This is a genomic window from Aquibium carbonis, assembly GCF_003970795.1.
Classification (GTDB): Bacteria; Pseudomonadota; Alphaproteobacteria; order Rhizobiales; family Rhizobiaceae; genus Aquibium; species Aquibium carbonis.
The window spans coordinates 1-22,216 of sequence record NZ_RWKW01000062.1 but is presented as its reverse complement, the minus strand read 5'-3'; the positions used below and the strand labels follow the sequence as shown (position 1 = coordinate 22,216).

Genomic DNA, 22,216 nt, shown 5'->3' with positions numbered 1-22,216 from the left:
CAAGGCGCTCGCGGCTGGGCGGCCCGGCGCGAAGGGCTGCCTCGACCGCCGGCAGCCGCCAGGGCCTGGTCGCAACACCGCCGACCGCGACGCGGATGTCGGGCTGGTCCCGTGTCAGGTCGACCGCGAGGGCGACGCTCACCGCCGCGAACTCGTAGGACTGGCGGTCGCGCACCTTGAGGTAGCTCGACCGCGCCGCGCCGGCATCGGCGGCGACCGAGACGGCGGTGACGATCTCGCCGGCCGCCAGGATCGTCTCCGTGCCCGAACCCGGCTCGGCGAACAGGTCGCCGATGGCGATGTCGCGCGCGTCGGTGTGCACGACGGCGTCGAGCGCCGCCAGGACGATGGCGAGATCCCCCGGATAGCTCGCCATGCAGGCATCGGTCACGCCGAGGATCGCATGATTGTGGGTGACGCCGCCGATCGCCGCGCAACCGGACCCCGGCGTCCGGCGGTTGCAGGCGGGATAGGATGCGGGGTCGCGGAAATAGGCGCAGCGCGTGCGCTGCAGGATGTTGCCGGCCATCGTCGCCATGTTGCGGATCTGGGCGGAGGCGGCGCATTCGAGCGACGCGGCGATGGCGGGCGCCAGCCGGCGCACCTCGCCATGCCGCGCGACGTCCGCCATGCGCGCCAGGGCGCCGATCCGCAGGCGCCCGGCCTCCACGGCGATGCCGTCGAGACCGGGGATGCCCATGATGTCGACCAGGCGATCGGGCATGAGCACGTCGAGCTTTGCGAGATCGGTGACCGTGGTGCCTCCGGCGAGCGCGATCGACCCCGGCAGGGCGAGCGCCTGCCGGGCTTCCGCCAGCGAGCCGACCCGCATGTAGGCCAGGCGGTTCATCGACGTTCCACCTTCGCCGCCGCCGAACGGACCGCCGCGACGATGCCCGCATAGGCACCGCAGCGGCACAGATTGCCCGACATCGCCTCCCGGATGGCCTCGTCCGACGTCGCTTCGCCCTCGAGGATGCTCGCGGTGGCCGAGACGATCTGGCCGGGGGTGCAGTAGCCGCACTGCAAGGCGTCGTCCGCGACGAAGGCCTGCTGGACGAGCCGGCCGACCGGGTGCCCGGCCATGCCTTCGATGGTTGCGACCGCGCGACCCTGGGCCTGTGCGGCCAGCGTGAGGCAGGACAGGACGCGCCGGCCGTCGACCAGGACCGTGCAGGCGCCGCACTGGCCGTGGTCGCAGCCCTTCTTGGTGCCGAACAGGCCGAGACGTTCGCGCAGCACGTCGAGCAGCGTCTCTCGCGCCTCGATTTGCGCGCGATGGGTGGCACCGTTGACCGACAGCGCGAGGTCGACCTCGGTCCTGGCCTCGTCGGGTGCGGGAGAGAAGCCGGCCGGACGCATCGCAAAACTCCTCGAAGAGCGTTGAAGCCCGTGTTTTGAATACAGGTTGTCTGGACTTTATCAGGCCAATTGTCCGCCGCAAGAGCATATCTTTCGGCTGTGTTTCAGAATGATGAATGTCGCGAGTGCGATAAAACGTATATAAAATAGAAGGTTAAAGGATCGTCGCTTCGGGATGCCGGCAGTCGCCGCCAACCACGCCCATTGACAAGATGCGGACAACCTATCTATCATTGTGCACAAAGATACGGTCAAAAATGGCTCCAATGCAGGGCCGTTTGGCACAGGGGAACATCGGTGGACGGATTTCGAGGACGCAAAGCCGTCGTCACGGGCGCCAGCAGGGGGCTTGGCCGGGCCATGGCGGCCGCATTGGCGGCGGCGGGCATGGAGGTCGTGATCACCGGGCGGGATCGTGACGCGATGGCCGCGACGGTCGCCCAGATCGAGGCGGCCGGCGGCCGGGTCGAGGCCCATGCGCTCGACGTCACCGAAACGGCCGACGTCGAACGCTTCGCCGAAAACGTCTGGTCGGCGGGGCCGGTCGACGTGGTGATCGCCAATGCCGGCATCAGCCTCGTCAAGCCCGCGATCGAGACCACGGACGCCGATTTCATGCGCGTCATCGAGGCCAACGTGCTCGGAACCTTCGCGACCATGCGATCCTTCGGTTCGCGCATGCGCCGGCGAGGCTCCGGCAAGCTTCTGGCGATTTCCTCCGACATCGGCATTCGCGGCAGCGCCAACTGGGTGGCCTACGCCGCCAGCAAGGGCGCGATCAACGCCATGGTGAAGACGCTCGCCTGGGAATGGGCGCCGACGCTCACCGTCAACGCCATCGCCCCGGGCGCCTTTTCCACGGACATCAATTCGCATCTGCTCTCGGTGCCGGAGATCATGACGGCGATTACCGCCGAGACGCCGCTCGCCCGCGTCGGCGACCCCGCCGAGATCGGGCCGCTCGCGCTGTTCCTCGCCGGACCCGGATCGGACTTCATGACCGGGCAGATCATCAGCCTCGACGGCGGCATCCAGAAGTCATGAGCGCCGCGGTCCTCCAGGCGACCGGGATCCACAAGGCCTTCGGCGGCGCGGTCGCGTTGCACGATGCGCGTCTGTCGCTCCATGCCGGCGAGATCCACGCCGTGATGGGCGAGAACGGCTCCGGCAAGTCGACGCTGCTCGCCATCCTGTCCGGCGCGCAGCGCCCCGATTCGGGAAGCATCGGTTTCGACGGCAAGAGCTTCGGCGCGCTCGACCCGGTCGAGGCGCGGGCGGCGGGCATCGCCATCGTGCACCAGGAGCCGCAGCTCGCCCCGACCCTGACGATCGCCGAGAACATCCTCATGGGCCGGCTGCCGGCCACGGGCGGGTTTCTCAACTGGCGGCGGATCAACGCCCGCGCGCAAGCGGTGCTGAACATGCTCGACATCGACGTCGATGTCCGCACGAAGGTCGCCGAGCTTTCGATCGGCCGGCGCCAGATGATCGAGATCGCCAAGGGCCTCGTCGACGAGCCGAGAATCCTGCTGCTCGACGAGGCGACGAGTTCGCTGGACGAGGCCGATGCCGCCATCCTGTTTCGCCTGCTGCGATCGCTGCGGGCGAAGGGCGTGGCCATCGCCTTCGTGTCGCACCGCATGACGGAGGTGATGCAACTGGCCGACCGCGCGACCGTGCTGCGCGACGGCCACTTCATCGGCACGACGCCGATCGCCGAGACCGACGAGCGCGGGCTGGTGGCGATGATGGTCGGTCGCGACCTCAAGTCCTACTGGCACCGGGCGCCGGCCCGCCCGGGCCGGGCGCTGCTCGAACTGCGGGACGTGTCGCGCGGCTATCTGCGCGACGTGACGCTGACGGTGCGCGCCGGCGAAGTGGTGGGCCTCGCCGGGCTGGTCGGCAGCGGCCGCAGCGCCCTGATGCGCACGGTCACCGGCGTGAAGGCCGCCAAATCGGGCGCCATTCTCGTCGATGGCAAGCGGGTGGACCCGCGCTCGCCGGCCCATGCGCACCGGGCCGGCATCGGCTACGTTCCCGAGGACCGCAAGGCGGAAGGTCTGGTCATGGGCTGGTCGATCCAGCGCAACGCGGCGCTGTCGCGCATGAACCTGCGCGGGCCGATGGCTTTCCTGGGCGGGAGCTTCGACCGGCAGGCCTTCGCCGACGGCTCGAAAGGCCTCAAGATCAAGGCCACCGACCCGGGCCAGCGCGTCAGCGAACTGTCCGGCGGCAACCAGCAGAAGGTGGTGATTGCCCGCGAGCTGGCGACGCGGCCGAAGGTTCTGCTGCTGGACGAGCCCACCCGGGGCATCGACGTCGGCGCCAAGGAAGACATCTACGCCCAGATCTCCAAGCTCGTGGGGGAGGGGATGGGAATGCTGATCGCCTCGTCCGAACTGCAGGAACTGCTCGGCGTCTGCCACCGCATCTGCGTCCTCTACCAGGGGCGCATCGTCGCCGAGTTCGACGCGGAAGAGGCGACCGAGGAAGGCATCGCCTACTGGGCCGCCGGCGCCCACGAACTGGAAACGCCATCGCAAGGAACGGTTGTCGCATGACGGTGAACCCAAGTGGACAAGGGGCGCCCGGCGCGAGCGCGCGGATGGGGACCATGGTCCGTCGCTATCTCGGCGTTGGCGCGGCCCTGGTGGTGCTGATCCTCGTCCTGTCGCTGACGCAGGACAATTTCCTTCGCTATTCCAACATCATGAACATCCTGCGCACCAACGCGGTGCTGTTCGTCGTGGCCGTCGGGCTGACCTTCGTCATCGTCAGCCAGGGGCTCGACCTGTCGGTCGGCTCGATGGTGGCGCTGGGCGGGGTGTTCCTGGCCTCGATGCTGGAAGCGGGGGTGCCGGCCTGGCCGGCGATCCTGCTGACCATCATGGCCTGTACCTTCCTGGGCGCGCTGATCAACGGCGGGCTGATCGCCTATGGCGGGCTGAACTTCTTCGTCGTCACGCTGGGGATGCTGCAGCTGCTGCGCGGCGCTGCGCTGGTGCTCTCGAACGGGGTGACGAAGTCCACCATCGCGCACGAGCCGGTGCAGTGGCTGGGCGACGGTTTCGTGGCGGGATTTCCCATGCCGGTCGTGATCGCCATCCTCGTCGGCATCGTCGGCTACGTGGTCATGCGCTGGACGCGCTTCGGCCGCAGCGTCTACGCCGTCGGCGGCAACGAGGTCGCGGCGCGGCTGTCGGGCGTCAACGTCAAGGCGGTCCGGTTCTCGGTCTATGCGATCGCCGCCCTCACCGCGGGAATAGCGGCCGTCATGCTGACGGGTCGCCTGACCTCCTCGCAGCCGGTCAGCGGCGCGCTCGGCCTCGAACTGTCGGCCGCCGCCGCCGTGCTGCTCGGCGGCGCGAGCTTCGCGGGTGGCAGCGGCACCATCGCCGGAACGGCGATCGGCGTCCTGTTCCTCGGCATCCTCGCCAACGGCATCACGCTCGCGGGCGTGCCGTCGTACTGGCAGGGCATCGCAACCGGCGTCGTTCTCGTCGCCGCCATCGCCCTCGACCGCTTCCGCAGTCGATGACTGAAGCATCCTGAAAACCAAAAGGGGACTATGTCATGACGAACCTGAAACACCTCCTGCTTGCCGGCGCGGCCGCCACCGCCGCCTTCACCGGCCTCGCCAACGCCCAGGACGGCAAGCCCGTGGTCGGCATCATCGGCGCCAACTACGCGATCGAGGCCGCGCGGGCGCAGTATGAATCGGTCGCCGCCGGGCTCAAGGCGCGCGGCATCGCCTACAAGTTCCTCGACGCCCAGCTCGACATCAACAAGCAGGTCGCCCACATCGACCAGTTCGTCGACGAGGGCGTGGCGGCCATCGCCATGGACATCGCCGGCGACCCGAACGCGGTGCTCGGCCCGCTCATGCGCGCCGACGCCGCGGGCGTGAAGATCTTCTCGATCGGCGGGACGCCGGGCTTCGACAAGACGCTAGTCCAGGTGAACATGCCGTCGCGCGAACTCGGCGTGAAGTCGGGCGAGTACATGTGCGAGGTGACCGGCGGCACAGGCGACATCGCGCTGATCGAGGCGATCGAGATTCCGGTGCTGACGCCGCGCTGGGACGGGTTCAAGGACACGATCAAGGAGAAGTGCCCCGAGCTGAACATCGTCGCGATCGAGCGCGCGATCCCCGACGACGCGGCCACCGGCCGTCCGCTGGCCGAGAACCTGTTGACGCGCTTCCCCGACCTGAAGGCCATCTGGTCGATGAACGACGGCATCGCGCTCGGCGCCGGCCTCGCGGCCAAGTCGTCCGGCCGCGACGTCATCATCACCGGGCTGAACGGCGAGAACCAGGGCCTCGACGGCATCAAGCAGGGCGTCATTTCGGCGAGCTGGGACATGATGCCGACCGATGGCGGCATGGTGCTGGCCGGCCGCATCGCCGACATCCTGGAAGGCAAGACGCCCGCGCCCGAAACGACCGAGGTCATCCAGATCTCCGACGTCGCCACCTGGACCAAGGACAACGTCGCCGACTGGAAGCCCTACGACCAGCGGGTCGAGTACCCCGGTCTGCAGTAGGCACGGCGACCGGATCGCACGACGACAGGCACAGGGAGAGAGACATGCGAGCACTTCTTCTCAGCGGGATCGGCGTCGCCCAGGAGGTCGTCGACGACCTCGACGTCGATCTTCCCCAGGAGCATGAGGTGCTCGTGCGGACCTGTGCCTGCGGCGTGTGCCACAGCGACCTCCACTTCCGGCAGGGGAAATGGACATCCTTTCCCCTGCCGCTCGTGCTGGGCCACGAATGCGCGGGCGTCGTCGAGAAGGTCGGGTCGCAGGTCAGCTACCTGAAGCCCGGCGATCACGTCGTCGGCTGCCTGACCCCGTTCTGCGGCGAATGCGAGTATTGCCTCTCGGGCCGCATGTACATATGCAATGGCGGCGGCCTCAACCGGCCCGAGGGCGGCAAGCCGCGGCTTTCGCGGCGCGGCAAGCCGGTGTCGCAATTCGTCAACCTCTCCGGTTTCGCGGAGATGATGCTGGTGCACGAGCGCGCGCTGGTGAAGATCGACCCGGAGATCCCGCTCGACGTCGCCGCCGTCGTCGGCTGCGCCGTCACCACGGGCGTCGGCGCGGTGTTCAACACCGCCGAGGTGCGTCCCGGCGAGACGGTCGCCGTGTTCGGCTGTGGCGGCGTGGGGCTCAACATCATCCAGGGCGCTTATCTGGCGGGCGCCAGCCGCATCATCGCCATCGACCGCTCGCCTGCGAAGGCCCAGGCCGCGCAGGCCTATGGCGCGACCGACGTCGTGGTGTCCGACGAGACGGTGGTGGAGCGCGTCGTCGAGATGACGAAGGGCGGCGTCGATCATGCCTTCGAGGCCGTCGGCCTGACCGTGACCGCGCAGGCGGCGTTCAACGTCCTCAAGCCGGGCGCCACCGCGACGATCGTCGGCCTCTTGCCGATGGGCGACAAGATCAGCGTCGATTCCACCATGCTGACCTTCGACCGCCGGCTGCGCGGGTCGTCGATGGGCTCGAACCGCTTCCGCATCGACATCCCCCGATACCTGAAGATGTGGCAGGACGGCCGGCTCAAGATCTCCGAAATGATCACGGCCCGCATCACGCTCGACGAGGTCGACGACGCCATGGTCGCGCTCGACACGGGCGACGGCATCACCCGCTCGGTGGCGATGTTCTGACCGGCCGGCCGGCGGGCGGGCGAGAGCCCGCGCGGCCGGAACCCCATGTCTTTCGCCGGTGCCAGGCACCCCGCGACCGAACGGTGGCGGGGTGGTCGACGTTCATCCGGATGGTTGCGATCACCCCGGAAAGCCGGCGAACGGCCGGCGCGAGGCGCGCGACGCCCGCCCGATGCCGGGTCGGGGCTGCAAGTTCTTGATCGGGAAAGGGAAATCTGGTCGGAGTGGCAGGATTCGAACCTGCGACCCCATCGTCCCGAACGATGTGCGCTACCAGGCTGCGCTACACTCCGTGACCAGTCGGGGCGGTCTATAGCGCTCGCCCGCCGATCCTGCAAGCGCGACGACCGAGATTTTCGCCATGTCTTCGGCGGCGACGCCGGATCGGCCCCCCCCCGATGCGCCCGGCGGACGGCGATCCGGGCGATCCGGCGATGCAGCCGGGCGGCCCGAAGCGCCGGCAAGCCGCCGCCGCGCCCGCTCAGTAGGGGCTGTCGACGTTGCCGGTCTCGACGTAGACGGTCTTCAGCTGCGAATAGTGATGCAGGGCGGCGAGCGAGTTTTCGCGGCCGATGCCCGACTGCTTGACGCCGCCGAAGGGAATTTCGGCAGGCGACAGATTGTAGTGGTTGATCCAGCAGGTGCCGGCCTGCAATTCGGCGATGACGCGGTGGGCGCGCGGCAGGTCGCGGGTGAAGATGCCGGCCGACAGGCCGAACTCGGTGTCGTTCGCGCGCTCGATGGCCTCCTCCTCTGTGGAGAAGGCAAGCACGCTCATCACCGGCCCGAAGATCTCCTCGCGGGCGATGCGCATGTCGTCGACGACGTCGGTGAAGATGGTCGGCTCGACGAAGAAGCCGCCCTCCAGCCCCTGCAGGCGCGGCACGCCGCCGCCGCAGGCGAGCGTGGCGCCCTCGGCCTTGCCGATTTCGATGTAGCCCATCACCTTCTCGTGCTGCTGGGCATTGATGAGCGGTCCCATCTGGGTGTCCGGATCGAGGGGATCTCCGATGCGGATGGCCTTGGCGCGGGTGACGAGCCGGTCGAGGAAGCACTCTCGGATGCCGTCCTGGACGAAGACGCGGGTGCCGTTGGAACAAACCTGGCCGGTCGAATAGAAATTGGCGAGCAGCGCGCCGCCGACGGCGTTCTCGATATCGGCATCGTCGAAGATGATCAGCGGCGACTTGCCGCCGAGCTCCATGGTCGCCTGCTTCATGTGCGAGCCGGCGAGCGCCAGCACCTTGCGGCCCGTGGGTACAGAGCCGGTGAGCGAGACCTTCGCCACGATTGGGTGCGAGGCGAGCGCGGCGCCGACCTCGCCAAAACCCTGGACGACGTTGAACAGTCCGTCGGGCAGGCCGGCCTCGGTGTAGATCTCGGCCAGCGCCAGCGCCGAGAGCGGCGTGTTTTCCGACGGCTTGAACACCATGGCGTTGCCCATGGCGAGCGCCGGCGCGGATTTCCACGCCGCGCCCTGGATGGGATAGTTCCAGGCGCCGATGCCGATGCAGACTCCGAGCGCTTCGCGGCGGGTATAGGCGAAGGGGCCGCCGAGATCGACGTAATCGCCGGTGACCGACGCGACCGCGCCGCCGAAGAACTCCAGCGCGTCGGCCGCCGATGCCGGGTCGGCGACCAGCGTTTCCTGGATCGCCTTGCCGGTGTCGAGCGTCTCCAGCCGCGCCAGCTCGGCGTTGCGTTCGCGCAGCAGATCGGAGGCGCGGCGCAGGATGCGGCCGCGCTCGACCGGCTTCAGCCGCGCCCAGGCCCCCTGCGCCGCGCGCGCCGCCTCGACCGCGAGCTCGACGATGTTGGGGGTCGCGGCATGGATGCGCGCGATCACCTCGCCGGTGGCCGGGTAGATCACCTCCATCGGCTGCCCGCCCTCGTCCTCGACGAAGCGGCCGTTGATGTAGTGCGAGGCTTTGGGCTGGGCGTTCATGATCGGTCTCCCTGGGCGCGGATGACGCGCGTTCGGCTCAGTTCTGTTCGACGCTCAGGCCGCGCTCGTCGATCCGGATCTCGACGCCCGACGGCTTGGTCTCCTCGCGCAGGACGTAGAAGCCGAGGGCGATGACGGCCACGGCGAGCGCGCCGATGATGAGATAGAGTCTGTTGTTCTGCATGGATGGTCTCCGACCTGTTGGGTCCCGCTCTTACCGCGCCAAGGCGACTTGCGGAAGGAGGCGTGGGCAGGCGCTCGTCCGGCGCCGTTTCACGGCGGTCCTCGGGAGAAGGGCGTTCATTGCAGGAAGGTACCTTCTGTGGTACAATTCGGTCGAATGAAGCGGATTGTCGCGCGATTCTTCAGGCAGGGTTCGGGACGAGAGCCGGTGCGCGAATGGCTGCTCGATCTGGAGCCGGCCGACAGGAGGATCATCGGTAAGGACATCGCGACGGTGGAGTATGGTTGGCCGATCGGAATGCCGGTCTGCCGGGCGCTGCGGGACGGGGTTCACGAGGTCCGATCGACGATCAGGTCGGGTCGCGTCGAGGCCCGGACCTACGTCCTGATCGACGGCGAGGTTCTGCTGCTGCTGCATGGTGCGGTGGGCAAGGACCGCCAGAAGGATGACATCGATCTCGCGGTGGCCCGCGCAAACGCGCACCGTCGTGGCAAGGCGTGACGCGACGTCGGAAACAGGCCTCTCAATTGGAGTACGACCATGACTGACCTGGGTAAATCGACGGTCGGCGAGACGCTGGAGGATGTGCTCGAAGGCCTCGGCGAAAGGGAAGAGGTTTACGGCGAGGCCCTGAAGCGCGTGATTGCCTGGCAGATCGAGACCGCGCGCAAGGGGGCCGGCTTGTCCAAGTCCGAGATCGCGAACCGGCTCGGGACCAGCCGCTCGCAGGTCGACCGGATCCTCGATCCGACCAACGTGGCCGTGTCGCTGGCTTCGCTGGAGCGTGCCGCGCGGGCGGTCGGCAAGCGTCTCAGGATCGAGATCGTCGATCCCTGAACTCGGATGGCGCGCGCCCCTCACCGGTCGCTGACCTGCCAGCGCGGGTTTATCCACGGTTCGAGGTTCGACGGCGGCAGCGGCGTGCGGCCGAGGACGTGGTCGGCGGCCTTTTCCCCGGTCATGATCGACGGCGCGTTCAGGTTGCCGTTGGTGATGCGCGGGAAGATCGAGGAATCGGCGACGCGCAGCCCGTCGACGCCGATCACCCGGCACTCCGGATCGACGACGCTCGCCGGATCGTCGACCCGGCCCATCCGGCACGTGCCGCAGGGGTGATAGGCGCTCTCGACATGCTCGCGGATGAAGGCGTCGAGCTGGTCGTCGCTCTGGACGTGAGCGCCGGGCGAGAGTTCGCGGCCGCGATAGGGGTCGAAGGCCTTCTGGCCGAAGATCGAGCGCGTCAGCCGGATGCAGTGGCGGAAATCGCTCCAGTCGTCGGGGTGCGACATGTAGTTGAAGCGGATCTCGGCCTTGGCCGCCGGGTCTGGCGAACGCAGCGTCACCGCCCCGCGCGACTTCGAGCGCATCGGCCCGACATGGGCCTGGAAGCCGTGCATCTTCGCCGCCGCCTTGCCGTCGTAGCGGATCGCGGCCGGCAGGAAATGGTACTGGATGTCGGGATAGTCGACGCCGGCCCTGGAGCGGACGAAGGCGGCGGCCTCGAAATGGTTGGTGGCGCCGAGGCCCGACTTGAACAGCAGCCATTGCAGGCCGATCCGCGCCTTCGAAAAGGGGTTCAGCACCGAATAGAGCGTGACCGGCTGGAGGGACTCCTGCTGGATGTAGAGTTCCAGATGGTCCTGCAGGTTCCGGCCGACGCCCGGCCGGTCGGCGATCACCTCGATGCCGCGGTCCCTTAGATGCGCGGCCGGGCCGATGCCCGACAGCATGAGGAGCTTCGGCGAGTTGATGGAGGAGGCCGCCAGGATCACCTCCCGCCGCGCCCGCACGACCTGATCCGGCCCGCGCGCGCCGATCTCGACGCCGACGGCGCGGCCGTTCTCGATCACCACCCGCCGGGCGAGCCCGTTGACCAGCCGCACGTTCGGCCGCTTCAGCGCGGGGCGCAGATAGGCATTGGCGGCCGACCAGCGGCGCCCCTGATGGATGGTCTGCTCCATCGGGCCGAAGCCTTCCTGCCTGGCGCCGTTGTAGTCGTCCGTGACCTCGAAGCCGGCTTCGCGTCCGGCCTCGATGAAGGTCTGGTAGAGCGGGTTTCGTCGCGTGCCGCGCCTGACGTGCAGCGGCCCGTCGGTGCCGCGCCAGCCCTCCTCGCCGCCATGGGCGTGCTCCATGCGCTTGAAGTAGGGCAGCACGTTCGCATAGGCCCAGCCCGCCGCGCCTTCCTCGGCCCAGTGGTCGAAGTCACGGGCGTGGCCGCGCACATAGACCATGCCGTTGATCGACGAGGAGCCGCCGATCACCTTGCCGCGCGGCGTGGCAAGCACCCGCCCGCCGAGATGCGGCTCGGGCTCGGTCGACAGGCCCCAGTCGTAAAGGCTCATGTTCATGGGAAAGGACAGCGCCGACGGCATCTGGATGAACGGCCCGATGTCGGTGCCGCCATACTCGATGACGATGACGGAGTTCTTCCCGTCCTCCGACAGGCGGTAGGCCAGCGCGCAGCCGGCGGAGCCGGCGCCCACGATGACGAAATCGGCTTCAGGCATGGTCTGCACCCAGGCGGGAACGGGCGTCACGCATCGGCGACGTGCTTCAGGAAGTCGGCAAGCGCGATGTTGCCGCCGGTGGCGATGACGAGCACCGTCTTGCCGGCAACGTCGGCTTGTCCCGACAGCAGAGCCGCCAGCGAGGCGGCGCCGGAGGGTTCGAGAACCAGCTTGAGGCGTTCGAAGGCGATCCGCATGGCCTTGCGCACCTGGGCATCGGAGACCGCGATGCCGTCGACGCCGGCCGCGCGCACGGCTTCGAACGGCGCGTCGCCCGGCCGGCGCGCCATCAGCCCGTCGCAGATCGTGCTCGGCCCGATGGCGGTCGCCTCGATCGAGCCGTGGGCGAGCGAGCGCCCCATGCCGTCGAAGCCTTCCGGCTCCACCGCGAGGATGCGGGTTGCGGGCGAGAGATAGTGGAAGGCGAGCGCAACGCCGCCGATCAGCCCGCCGCCGCCGACCGAGCAGAACACGATGTCGGCCGCCGCACCCTTGGCCGCGAGCTGTTCCAGCGCCTCGAGCCCCGCCGCCGCCTGGCCCGCGACGATCTCGGGATCGTCGAAGGGATGCAGGAGCGTCAGGCCCTCGTCCGCGGCGATCGCGCGGGCCTTTTCCGACGCGACCTCTTCGCGGGCGCGGTCACCATGCTCGGTCAGCACGACGCGCGCGCCGTATCCGGCGGTGGCCTCGCGCTTGGCGGCCGGCGCGTCGACCGGCATGACGATGGTGACGGGAATGCCGAGCGCCTCGCCGGCGGCCGCGAGCCCCTGCGCGAAATTCCCCGACGAATAGGCGACCACGCCGCGCGCGGCTGCTTCCGGCGACAGCTGCTTCAGCCGCCAGTAGGCGCCGCGCGCCTTGAACGAGCCGGCCCATTGCAGCGACTCCGGCTTGACGAAGACCCGCGCCGCGCCGGTCAATTTCGCCAGTGCGGCGGATTCGAGCAGCGGCGTGACCTGGGTGGCCTCGCGGGTGACGGCATAGGCGCGCTGCAGATGGTCGAGGGACGGGATCATGTCATTCTCCCCTCGGGAAGCGCTTGGATTCCTCCAGAACGTTCAAGTCCATGTGATTGCGCATGTAGCGCTCGGAGGCCTTTTGCAGCGGCTGGAAGTCCCAGGGGTAGTAGGCGCCGTTGCGCAGCGCGGGGTAGACCACCCAGCGGCGCGCCTGGCTCTCGCGCACCTCGGCGTCGAAGCGGGCCATGTCCCAGCGCTGGCGTACCATGCCCATGTAGCGCGCCACCGTGTCGGCCTGCGCCGCGTCGGCGGCGAGGTTGGTCCGTTCCAGCGGGTCGGCCGCGAGATCGAACAGAAGCGGCGGGTCGATCTCGCAATGGACGAACTTGAACCGCCCGTCCCGGATCGCCACCAGCGGGGCCTGCGAACCCTCGGCGGCGTATTCCATCAGGACGGGGACGGTGCGTTCGGCGCCCGACAGAAGCGGCACGAGCGAGATGCCGTCGGTCCACGGCATGATGGCGGCCATGTCGATGCCGGCGAGGTCGCAGAGCGTCGGCAGCACGTCGAGATTGGAGACCGGCGCGTCGAAGCGCCCGGCGGCGATGCCCTTGCCGGCGATCATCAGGGGCACGCGCGACGAGCCTTCGAAGAAGCACATCTTGAACCACAGGCCGCGCTCGCCGAGCATGTCGCCATGGTCGGAGCAAAACAGGATCAGCGTGTCGTCGAGCATGCGGGTGCGGGCGAGCACGTCGATCAGTTCGCCGACCTTGTCGTCGAGATAGGAGATGTTGGCGAAGTAGCCCTGCCGCGACCGCCGCACCATCTCCGGCGTGATGTCGTAGGACGGGTAGTCGCTCGCCACGTAGAGGCGTTGCGAGTGCGGATCCTGCTCCTCGTAGGGGATGAAGCCGACCTCCGGCTCCAGCGCCGGGCAATCCGCATAGAGGTCCCAGTATTTTCGCCGCGCCACATAGGGGTCGTGGGGATGGGTGAAGGAGACGGTGAGGCACCAGGGGCGGCGGTCCTCGTCGGTCGAGTGCCTGGCGTATTCGTAGAGACGCTGGCAGCCGAGGAAACAGACCTCGTCGTCGTACTCCATCTGGTTGGAGATCTCGGCGACGCCCGCGCCGGTGACCGAGCCGAGATTGTGATACCACCAGTCGATGCGTTCGCCGGGCTTGCGGTAGTCCGGCGTCCAGCCGAAATCGGCCGGGTAGATGTCGGTCGTCAGCCGCTCCTCGAAGCCGTGCAGCTGGTCGGGGCCGACGAAATGCATCTTGCCCGACAGGCAGGTGCCATAGCCCGCCGCCCGCAGGTGATGCGCGAAGGTGGGGATGGACGAGGGGAACTCGGCCGCATTGTCGTAGACCCGCGTGCGCGACGGCAGCTGCCCGCTCATGAAGGCGGCGCGCCCGGGCGCGCAGAGCGGCGAGGCGGTGTAGTTGTTGACGAAGCGGGCCGAACGCGCCGCCAGCGCCTTGAGATGCGGCGCGTGCAGGAAGGGGGCTGGGCCGTCGGGAAACAGCGTCCCGTTCAGCTGGTCCACCATGATGACGAGAATGTTGGGCCTGGACGTCATCGTGGGGCTCCGGCGTCTTGCAGTCTGGTTTCGAGATAGTCTTCCACGAGCGCGATCGCGGCGGCGGCGTCCGGCGGCTGGTCCTTCAGCGCATGGCGGATGTAGAGCCCGTCGATCATGGCCGCGATGCCCTCGGCGGCGCGCGCGGCGGCAGGCCGGTCGAGAAGGGCCGTCAGCCCGCTCATCAGGTTGGAGTGAAGCCGCCGCGCATAGACCCTGAGCAGGCGGCGAGTGGCCGCCGAACGCTGCGCCTCGACGTAGAAGGCGAGCCAGGCGGCGATGATGTCGGGCCGGAACTGCTTTTCGGAGAAGTTGACGGCGATGACCGCCGACACCCGCTGGCGCGGGGTGGTCACGCCCGCCAGGGCGGCGCGGCAATCCGCGCCGAGCTCCGACAGAAGATGGCGCATGGTGGCCTGCAACAGGTCGGTCTTGGCGCCAAAGTAATGATGCGCGAGCGCCGACGAGACACCCGCGAGACCGGCGATCTCCGACATGGTGACGTCGATGGAGCCGCGCTCGCCGATCGCGGCGATGGTGGCATCGATCAGCGCCCTGCGGCGCTTGGGCTCCATTCCGATTTTGGGCATTGCGGTCTCCGATTGGCGCGGAGACTAATTTTGATTGACGCATCAATCAAGAAAAAACCGGTCCGAGGGGCGTGGGTGGGAGGGAGGAGTGCGCGGGCATGGCCAAGGGCGTGGCGGCCAAGGGCGTGGCGCGCGACTGTCGGCAGCGCGGGGCGGGCGGGCGGGGGGCACCGCAGAGCGCAGCGGCAGAGGACGGGCGCCCGGTCGGATGAGGCGACCGCCAAAACGACGAAAGGGCCGCCGAGGCGACCCTTTCGCGCATGGTGCGGTTGTCTGCGATCAGTCGAGAGCGCCGACCACGTCACACAGCCGCTGCATCGAGGCGACGTTGACGTTGGCGCCGGCATCCATGCCGCCGGTCGCGCCCGTGGCGCCGTCCGGCGTGGTGCTGGCCGTGGTGTCGGTGGACACGCCGCCGTTGGCGTCGGTGCCCATGGTGCCGGTGGTCGCACCGGCCGTCGTGTCACCCGTCAGGCCGGTGGTGGGCTGACCCTCGATGCTGGGGGAAGCCGTGCCGCCCGCGGTCACGCCGGCTGTGGTGTCGCCCGGGATCGTGCTGGAAGCGGCATCGCCCGAGGGCGTGGTCGCGCCGCCGAGGCCGGTGGCCGAAGCGGTGTCGATGGTCGCGCAATAGGTGGTGACCTGGGCCTGCTGTTCGCTCGACAGGTCGTTCCAGTTGGCGCTGATCTCGTCATCGGACCTCAGCGTGCCGAGTTCCGAATCGCTGAAGAAGGCGTTGCCGATCTCGTCGTTCCATCCCTGCGGCATCGCCGAAGACATGCTGGCACTGGAGTTCGCGGCGTCGGTCGTGGTGGCCGTCTGGGCGAACGCGGGAGCACACAGAATCAGTGCGGCGGCGGTGGCCGTCAACAATCTGGTCTTCATGGCTTGGTATCCTTTCTTCTCGTTGGTTGTGCCTGCCCGGAAGCAGACAACCGCAAAACCGGGAGGCGGGCGAAGCGTTCCCCGGCCCCGGCACATTTATGAAAACGAGTGTCACGAAGCGTGATCGGCCGCTGCGCCCGAGAGGCGCGGTCGGAACATTCCGGATCGAACGCCCGTTGCGAGAGGGGCGAGCAGGAGGCGATTCACGGAATGGACATGCAGCAGAAGACCAGCGGGCCGGGCCCGAGCGCGGCGCCCCGGATCGTCATCGTCGGCGCCGGCTTTGCCGGGCTGGAGGTGGCGAAAAAACTGGGGCGTGCCGGCCTCGAGGTGACCGTCGTCGACCGCGAGAACCATCATCTGTTCCAGCCGCTGCTCTACCAGGTAGCGACGGCGGGGCTTTCGGCGACCGACATCGCCGAGCCGATCCGCAAGGTGCTGCGCGGCCACGAGAGCGTGACGATCCTGCTCGGCGAGGTCACCGGCATCGACGCGTCGGCGCGCCGGATCTCGCTCGGCGACGGCGGCGAGCTTGCCTACGAGGTGCTGGTGCTGGCGGCCGGCGCGGTTGACAGCTATTTCGGCCATGACGAGTGGGCCGCCCATGCTGCGGGGCTGAAGACGCTCGCCGACGCGCACCACATCCGCTCCCGCGCGCTGCTCGCCTTCGAGGAGGCGGAGCGCACGACCGATCCCGCCGAGCAGAAGCGGTTGATGACCACCGCCGTCGTCGGCGGCGGACCGACGGGCGTGGAACTGGCCGGGTCGCTGGCCGAACTCTGCCGCCACACGCTGGCCGACGATTTTCGCAACATCGCGCCGGAGAACGCGCGCATCCTGCTGATCGAGGCCGGCCCGCGCCTGCTCGCCGGCTTTTCCAACGAGGCGTCCCGCTATGCCGAGCAGCGTCTGCGCAGGCTCGGCGTGGAGGTGCTGACGGACACGGCGGTGGAGGACGTGCGCGCCGGCACGATCCGCATCGCCGGCCGCGACCAGGCCGTCGGGCACACGCTGTGGGCGGCGGGCGTGGCGGCCTCGCCGCTTGCCGCCATGCTCGGCGCCGAGACGGACAAGGGCGGCCGCGTGCTGGTGGACGACACGCTGGCGGTGCCGGGGATGCCCGGCGTCTACGCGCTCGGCGACCTAGCCCACTGTCCGGGACCGGACGGCCAGCCTGTTCCGGGCCTGGCGCAGGTGGCCAAGCAGCAGGGCCGCCATCTGGGCGAGAGCCTCGTGCGCCACATCCGCGACGGCAGCCCGCTCCGGCCCTTCCGCTATCGCGGCCGCGGCAACACGGCCATCGTCGGCCGCAATGCCGCCGTGTTCGAGCAGGGACGCTTCAAGGTCCGCGGCTGGTTCGCCTGGTTCGCCTGGGTGGTGGTCCACGTCTACCTGCTGGTCGGCTTCCAGAACCGGGTCCAAGTGTCCATCCAGTGGTTCTGGCGCTACCTGACCTACGAACGCGGTGCCCGCCTCGTGACCGAGAAGGACGATCTGCGCGGGTGATGCGCGACGTCGATCGCGCGTCGGCCCCGGTTGTGCATGGGCGCGCCACCCCTTGTGCGGGGCTTCAATCGGTTCAACCTTGAACAACTCCTTGTGCGGCCCGTCGCCTTTCCTGTATCGTGCGAAAAACAGGTTCCGCAGGGAGAGACATCCATGACCGCTGCCATCGTCGGCTGGGCGCATTCGCGCTTCGGCAAGCTCGAGGACGAGACGCTCGAGAGCATGATCGTCAAGGTGGCGACCGAGGCGATGGAGCATGCCGGCATCGGCCCCGACGATGTCGACGAGATCGTGCTCGGGCATTTCAACGCCGGCTTCTCGCCGCAGGAGTTCACCGCAAGCCTGGTGCTGCAGGCCGACGACCGGCTGCGTTTCAAGCCCGCGACCCGGGTGGAGAACGCCTGCGCCACCGGCTCGGCCGCGGTGCGCCAGGGCATCCGCGCGATCGAGGCCAACGCCGCCCGCATCGTGCTCGTCGTCGGTGCCGAGCAGATGACGAAGACGCCGGGCGCCGAGATCGGCAAGAACCTGCTCAAGGCGTCCTACCTGCCCGAGGACGGCGACACGCCGGCCGGTTTCGCCGGCGTCTTCGGCAAGATCGCGGCGGCCTATTTCCAGCGCCACGGCGACCAGTCCGACGCGCTCGCCCGCATCGCGGCCAAGAACCACAAGAACGGCGTCGACAATCCCTATGCGCAGATGCGCAAGGATTTCGGCTACGAGTTCTGCCGGGCCGAGAGCGAGAAGAACCCCTATGTCGCCGGCCCGCTGAAGCGCACCGACTGCTCGCTCGTCTCCGACGGGGCGGCCGCGATCGTGCTGGCCGACATGTCGACGGCACTGTCGATGCGCCGCGCGGTGGCTTTCCGCGCCAACGAGCACGTGCAGGATTTCCTGCCGATGTCGAAGCGCGACATCCTGCTGTTCGAGGGCTGCTCCACCGCCTGGGGCCGTGCGCTGGAGAAGGCGCGGCTGACGTTGGACGACCTGTCCTTCGTGGAGACGCATGACTGCTTCACCATCGCCGAACTGATCGAATACGAGGCGATGGGACTGGCCAGGCCCGGGCAGGGCGCCCGCGTGGTGGCCGAGGGCATCACCGACAAGGACGGCAGGCTGCCGGTCAACCCGTCGGGCGGGCTGAAGGCCAAGGGCCATCCGATCGGCGCGACCGGCGTGTCGATGCACGCGCTGACGGCCGCGCAACTGACCGGCGAGGCCGGCGGCATCCAGGTGAAGAACGCCCGCATCGGCGGCATCTTCAACATGGGCGGCGCGGCGGTGGCCAACTACGTGTCGATTCTCGAACGCGTGAAGTGATATCGCCGCGGCCGGCGCGGCTGCCGCGGGCCAGTGATTCCCCGTGCCGGCAGCGCCGGCCATGACCAGAATTCCGGAGTATGATGACGTGATACGCAGTGTTTGCCTGACCCTCGCCGCCGGCCTTGCGCTGACCGGCGCCGCCGCCGCCCAGGACGATATCGGAACCCCCTACGTGCAGGCCTTCTGCGTGCTGTCGAGTGCCGAGGACGGCATGGGCCGGCTCTATCTGTCGAGCCCCGGCCTCACCGAGGCGATCATGAAGGCCGTGGCCGAGAACGAGCGGCTGCAGGCCACCGCGCCGGACGAGAAGCCGCCGCTCGGCGACGGCATTCCCTGGCAGAGTTTCCCGGACGCCGCGCCGGTCTGCGAGGCCGGCGCCACCACGGCCGACGGCGACAGGCTGATCGCGCAGGTGCAGTACCGCTTCCCCGACCAGCCGGACGGCGACTGGATCGACCGCCTGGTGCTCGTGAAGGGCGCCGACGGCGCCTACACGATCGACGACGTGCTGTATGGCGAAGACGGCGAGGAATCGCTGCGCGGCGTGCTGGCGGAAGCCTTCGCCGAGTAGCGCCCTACGATCCCGGCCAGAGCGGCACGCGCCCGAAGGCCGGGATCTTCACCGCCGGACGCGCGATGTCCACGCCGGCGACCAGCCCCAGGAAATGCAGCTCGAGACCGCTGCGGGCGCCGAGCGCGAAGCCTGCGAGGCCGTTGAGGGTGACGTGCAGGTCGCGGCCGTCCGGCGCGAGGTCGAAGGAGGCCACGCCCGGCGCATAGTCGCGCCCGGCGGCGTTGGGCGGCAGCGTCGCGCCGAGCGCCGGCACCTGCCGCAGCACATGGGCCACGAAGCTGTTGGAGTTCGGCCCCGGCCAGATGCGGTAGTCGCCACTGTGCGACCAGGGATAGGACGCGATGGCGGCGTCCATCGCCGGCAGCAGGTCGACGGCGCGCGCGCCTTGCGCCATGGCCACGATCTCGGGCGGATTGGAATACCAGCGCCCGTCGGCGGCCCAGCCGTCGCGGCGGATGGGCGAGCCCCAGCCCACCTTGTCGTAGCGCTCGTAGCGGGCCGAGCCCGGACGCTTGAGCACGATCCAGCTGTGCACCGAGAACGCCCCCTTGAGCCCGCCGGTGCGGGCCGCGAACACGTAGACGGCGGCCTCGTCGGTGACGGGCGCCGCCGGCAGCATGCCGCTCGACGACCAGTCGGCCGAGCGCCACGTGCCCGGACGGTCGACGAAGGACCACCAGCCGGCGGTGGCGACGGCGGGCGCGACGAACAGGATCGCGACCAGGATGGTCAGGAGCTTCAGCGGTCGCAGGATCGGAAAGCCTTTGCGTCTCATGATCGAAGGGAATAGGTGCGGTCGCAGGATAGAGACAGTGAAATCTTGGTGAAGCCATGGCCAACCCCGTCCTCGTCGAAGTGACGCGCGGCAACCGCGTCGAAAGCCGCCATCGCGGATCGGTCATCGTGGTCGATGCCGAAGGCGGGACGCTGTTCGAGATCGGCGACGCCGACCGGCCGGTGTTCCCGCGCTCCTGCATCAAGGCGATCCAGGCGCTGCCGCTGGTGGAGAGCGGCGCGGCGGACGCCTTCGGCCTCGGCGACGCGGAACTGGCGCTCGCCTGCGCCTCGCATTCGGGCGAGCCGGCGCATGTCGCGGGCGCGGCCGACATGCTGGCCCGCGCCGGGCTGGACGAGAGCGCGCTCGAATGCGGCACGCACTGGCCGGGCAACCAGGAGGCGATGCTGGAACTGGCCCGCTCGGGCGGCGCGCCGTCGCAGCTTCACAACAACTGCTCGGGCAAGCATGCCGGCTTCCTGTGCACCTGCAACCACCTCGGCCTCGCCCATCGCGGCTATGTCGACTACAGCCACCGCTACCAGGCGATGCTGCGCGGGGCGATGGAAGAGGTGACCGGCGCGATCCACGACGAGGGCAATGTCGGCGTCGACGGCTGCGCCATCCCGACCTACGCCATCCCGCTGCGGGCGCTGGCGCTCGGCTTCGCACGAATGGGCAGCGGCATCGGCCTGGGCGTCGAACGCATGAAGGCGGCGCGGCGGCTGTTGTCGGCCTGCATGGCGCAGCCTTTCCACATGTCGGGCACCGGCACGATGGATGTCGCGCTGATGGAGGCCGGCGAGGGGCGCATCTTCGCCAAGACCGGCGCCGAGGCCGTCTATGTCGCGGCGCTGCCGTCGCTGGGGCTCGGCGTGGCGGTGAAATGCGACGATGGCGGCACGCGCGCCTCCGAAACGATCGTGGCCGAGGTGCTGGCGGGCCTGTTTTCCGGCGACCATGCGCTGTCGGCCCGGCTGCGCGACCTGGCGCGCCCGGCGGTGAAGAACCGCAACGGCGCCGCCGTGGGACAGGTGAGGCCGACCGGGGCGCTGGCGGCCGTCGCGACCTGAGCGGATTGCGAGGCTGCGTCAGCCGACGTGGTTGCGCTCGACGGTCAGGTGCGGGAAGCCGGCAGGGCCGGTCCGGGCGAGATCGCCGGTCGCGGCCTTGCCCCAGCGATGGCCGACGATGGCGCTGTTCTTCGTCTCCGAAATCACGTTGTCGGAGATGATCGCCGCACCCGCGCCCTCCACGACGCTGACCGCGATGCCGGTGCCGGCCTTGCGGATGACGTTGCCGGTGGCGGTGACGTTGCGCAGGAAGGAACCCCATCCGAGCTGCATGCCAAAGCTGGGCGCGCCCTCGATGACGTTGCCGGTGACGGCGGTGTCGGCCTCCACCGTGATGCCGATGCCGAAGCCCGCGCCGGACGATTCGTAGGGGCCTTTTGCGGACAGGTTGCGCACCAGATTGCCCGAGCACACGCCGAGCCGGCCGCCCTCGTTGAAGTTGACGATGGAGATGCCCTTGGCCGCGCCATCGACGATGTTGTTCGAGATCACCGCGCCCTCGAAGGCGAATTCCGAATAGATCGCCGTCTCGCCCGAGCGCAGGCAAGTGTTGGACGTGACCTGGAGGTTGCTGCCGCCATTCGACCGGATGGCCGAAAAGGCGCAGTCGGACACGTGGTTGCCCGAGACCATGACGCTGCCGGCGCGGAAGACGTTGATGCCGTTGCCGACCTGGCCGGTGCCGCCATTGCGGGCCGAAATGCGCTGGACGCGGTTGCCGGTGACCATGGTGCCGTCCTCGCCGGGCGTCCGGCGATGCACCAGGATGCCGCCATTGCCGCAATCGGTGACTGTGTTGCCGGCGATCTCGAGCCCGGTGGCGTCGACGCTGTAGAGGCCGACATTCGCTGCGCCGGAGATCGTCGAGCGCGTGACGCGGCCGCCGCAGCCCGCGAGCGAGACCGCGCTCCTGCCCGAGCCGATGAAGGTGCAGCCGTCGACCACCAGCCGCGCCACGCCGCGCAGGTCGAGCGTCGCCTGGACGCCCTCGGCCAGCCGGCGGTCGGCGCCGTCGAGCACCAGGCCGGTGAGTTCGATGTGCTCGGCGCCGTCGCAGGCGAGGAGATGGCCGCCGCCGCCATAGACGAGGCGGGTGGCGCCGGACACGCCCGACAGCACCAGCCGGCGCGGCAGGACGACGTTGGAGACGACGAAGGTGCCGGCCGGCAGCGCCACGGGCGCGTCGCGCTCGGCGGCGGCCTTCAGCAGGCGGGACAAGGCCTGGCCCTGGTCGTCGAAGCCGCCGGGCCGCAGGCCGAACGCGACCGGG

22 protein-coding genes and 1 tRNA gene are annotated in these 22,216 nt (G+C 69.1%); 11 read left to right on the top strand and 12 right to left on the bottom strand.

The genetic code is table 11. The features are described 5' to 3' along the window. Together EJC49_RS16915 and EJC49_RS16910 are read right to left on the bottom strand one after the other, a co-directional pair. A partial coding sequence (locus EJC49_RS16915; protein WP_126701120.1) for an FAD binding domain-containing protein occupies positions 1-850 on the bottom strand: 850 nt, incomplete at its 3' end. Beyond that, the gene (locus EJC49_RS16910) at positions 847-1,362 is read right to left on the bottom strand and encodes a (2Fe-2S)-binding protein (protein ID WP_126701119.1); all 516 of its coding nucleotides are present in this window, start codon (positions 1,360-1,362) and stop codon (positions 847-849) included. The genes EJC49_RS16910 and EJC49_RS16915, both read right to left, overlap by 4 nt. A 297-nt stretch (positions 1,363-1,659) precedes the next feature. Between EJC49_RS16910 and EJC49_RS16905 the strand changes: the two genes are divergently transcribed. Genes EJC49_RS16905 through EJC49_RS16885 form a run of 5 tightly spaced genes read left to right on the top strand, consistent with a single transcriptional unit; the run spans position 1,660 to position 7,037 of the window. Continuing rightward, positions 1,660-2,406, top strand: coding sequence for an SDR family NAD(P)-dependent oxidoreductase (locus tag EJC49_RS16905; RefSeq protein ID WP_126701118.1), 747 nt, complete (start codon positions 1,660-1,662; stop codon positions 2,404-2,406). Then, entirely contained in the window at positions 2,403-3,923 is a 1,521-nt protein-coding gene (locus EJC49_RS16900) for a sugar ABC transporter ATP-binding protein (RefSeq protein WP_126701117.1), read from the top strand. The genes EJC49_RS16905 and EJC49_RS16900 overlap by 4 nt, the downstream gene beginning before the upstream one ends. Before the next feature lie 53 nt (positions 3,924-3,976). Then, positions 3,977-4,900, top strand: a complete 924-nt coding sequence (locus EJC49_RS16895; RefSeq protein ID WP_170314758.1) for an ABC transporter permease — start codon at positions 3,977-3,979, stop codon at positions 4,898-4,900. 35 nt (positions 4,901-4,935) lie between these two features. Beyond that, positions 4,936-5,907 (top strand): sugar ABC transporter substrate-binding protein, encoded by a 972-nt coding sequence (locus EJC49_RS16890; protein WP_126701115.1) that lies wholly within the window; start codon positions 4,936-4,938, stop codon positions 5,905-5,907. A 44-nt stretch (positions 5,908-5,951) separates the two neighbouring features. Next, on the top strand, positions 5,952-7,037 hold the full coding sequence (locus tag EJC49_RS16885; RefSeq protein ID WP_126701114.1) for a Zn-dependent alcohol dehydrogenase: 1,086 nt from the start codon (positions 5,952-5,954) through the stop codon (positions 7,035-7,037). A 216-nt stretch (positions 7,038-7,253) separates the two neighbouring features. Here EJC49_RS16885 and EJC49_RS16880 read toward each other — a convergent pair. The 3 genes from EJC49_RS16880 to EJC49_RS25735 form a co-directional block, all read right to left on the bottom strand. Beyond that, positions 7,254-7,330 (bottom strand) — tRNA-Pro (locus EJC49_RS16880). A 188-nt stretch (positions 7,331-7,518) separates the two neighbouring features. Continuing rightward, the gene (betB, locus tag EJC49_RS16875; RefSeq protein WP_126701113.1) at positions 7,519-8,982 is read right to left on the bottom strand and encodes a betaine-aldehyde dehydrogenase; all 1,464 of its coding nucleotides are present in this window, start codon (positions 8,980-8,982) and stop codon (positions 7,519-7,521) included. A 37-nt stretch (positions 8,983-9,019) separates the two neighbouring features. After that, positions 9,020-9,166 (bottom strand): hypothetical protein, encoded by a 147-nt coding sequence (locus EJC49_RS25735; protein ID WP_170314757.1) that lies wholly within the window; start codon positions 9,164-9,166, stop codon positions 9,020-9,022. 156 nt (positions 9,167-9,322) lie between these two features. Between EJC49_RS25735 and EJC49_RS16870 the strand changes: the two genes are divergently transcribed. Together EJC49_RS16870 and EJC49_RS16865 are read left to right on the top strand one after the other, a co-directional pair. After that, positions 9,323-9,667 carry a type II toxin-antitoxin system RelE/ParE family toxin gene (locus EJC49_RS16870; protein ID WP_126701112.1) on the top strand — a complete coding sequence of 115 codons (345 nt, stop codon included), beginning with the start codon at positions 9,323-9,325 and terminating at the stop codon, positions 9,665-9,667. 39 nt (positions 9,668-9,706) lie between these two features. Then, entirely contained in the window at positions 9,707-10,003 is a 297-nt protein-coding gene (locus EJC49_RS16865) for a helix-turn-helix domain-containing protein (RefSeq protein WP_126701111.1), read from the top strand. A 20-nt stretch (positions 10,004-10,023) separates the two neighbouring features. On the opposite strand, the gene betA is transcribed toward EJC49_RS16865, so the two are convergent. The 5 genes from betA to EJC49_RS25730 all read right to left on the bottom strand — a co-directional run bounded on the left by betA (position 10,024) and on the right by EJC49_RS25730 (position 15,695). After that, positions 10,024-11,676 carry a choline dehydrogenase gene (gene betA / locus EJC49_RS16860; RefSeq protein WP_126701110.1) on the bottom strand — a complete coding sequence of 551 codons (1,653 nt, stop codon included), beginning with the start codon at positions 11,674-11,676 and terminating at the stop codon, positions 10,024-10,026. 26 nt (positions 11,677-11,702) lie between these two features. After that, positions 11,703-12,692 carry a threonine/serine dehydratase family protein gene (locus EJC49_RS16855; RefSeq protein ID WP_126701109.1) on the bottom strand — a complete coding sequence of 330 codons (990 nt, stop codon included), beginning with the start codon at positions 12,690-12,692 and terminating at the stop codon, positions 11,703-11,705. 1 nt (position 12,693) lies between these two features. Beyond that, on the bottom strand, positions 12,694-14,220 hold the full coding sequence (gene betC, locus EJC49_RS16850; protein WP_126701108.1) for a choline-sulfatase: 1,527 nt from the start codon (positions 14,218-14,220) through the stop codon (positions 12,694-12,696). Then, the gene (gene betI / locus EJC49_RS16845) at positions 14,217-14,810 is read right to left on the bottom strand and encodes a transcriptional regulator BetI (RefSeq protein WP_126701107.1); all 594 of its coding nucleotides are present in this window, start codon (positions 14,808-14,810) and stop codon (positions 14,217-14,219) included. Before betI ends, betC begins: the two co-directional genes overlap by 4 nt. A 279-nt stretch (positions 14,811-15,089) precedes the next feature. Beyond that, positions 15,090-15,695, bottom strand: a complete 606-nt coding sequence (locus EJC49_RS25730; RefSeq protein ID WP_170314756.1) for a hypothetical protein — start codon at positions 15,693-15,695, stop codon at positions 15,090-15,092. 210 nt (positions 15,696-15,905) lie between these two features. Here EJC49_RS25730 and EJC49_RS16830 point away from each other — a divergent pair, with 210 nt between their 5' ends. The 3 genes from EJC49_RS16830 to EJC49_RS16820 all read left to right on the top strand — a co-directional run bounded on the left by EJC49_RS16830 (position 15,906) and on the right by EJC49_RS16820 (position 19,095). After that, positions 15,906-17,201 carry an NAD(P)/FAD-dependent oxidoreductase gene (locus EJC49_RS16830; RefSeq protein ID WP_126701104.1) on the top strand — a complete coding sequence of 432 codons (1,296 nt, stop codon included), beginning with the start codon at positions 15,906-15,908 and terminating at the stop codon, positions 17,199-17,201. A 153-nt stretch (positions 17,202-17,354) separates the two neighbouring features. After that, the gene (locus EJC49_RS16825; protein WP_126701103.1) at positions 17,355-18,521 is read left to right on the top strand and encodes an acetyl-CoA acetyltransferase; all 1,167 of its coding nucleotides are present in this window, start codon (positions 17,355-17,357) and stop codon (positions 18,519-18,521) included. A 61-nt stretch (positions 18,522-18,582) separates the two neighbouring features. Next, complete coding sequence (locus EJC49_RS16820; protein ID WP_126701102.1) at positions 18,583-19,095, top strand: hypothetical protein; 513 nt, start codon at positions 18,583-18,585, stop codon at positions 19,093-19,095. A gap of 4 nt (positions 19,096-19,099) precedes the next feature. On the opposite strand, the gene EJC49_RS16815 is transcribed toward EJC49_RS16820, so the two are convergent. Then, positions 19,100-19,849, bottom strand: a complete 750-nt coding sequence (locus EJC49_RS16815; protein ID WP_170314759.1) for a DUF3750 domain-containing protein — start codon at positions 19,847-19,849, stop codon at positions 19,100-19,102. 80 nt (positions 19,850-19,929) lie between these two features. On the opposite strand from EJC49_RS16815, the gene EJC49_RS16810 reads away from it, so the two are divergent. Then, the gene (locus EJC49_RS16810) at positions 19,930-20,946 is read left to right on the top strand and encodes an asparaginase (RefSeq protein WP_126701100.1); all 1,017 of its coding nucleotides are present in this window, start codon (positions 19,930-19,932) and stop codon (positions 20,944-20,946) included. Between the two features lie 18 nt (positions 20,947-20,964). Here the strand turns inward: EJC49_RS16810 and EJC49_RS16805 are convergent. Beyond that, positions 20,965-22,216 (bottom strand): TIGR03808 family TAT-translocated repetitive protein (locus EJC49_RS16805; RefSeq protein WP_126701099.1); only part of this gene is annotated, 1,252 nt, incomplete at its 5' end.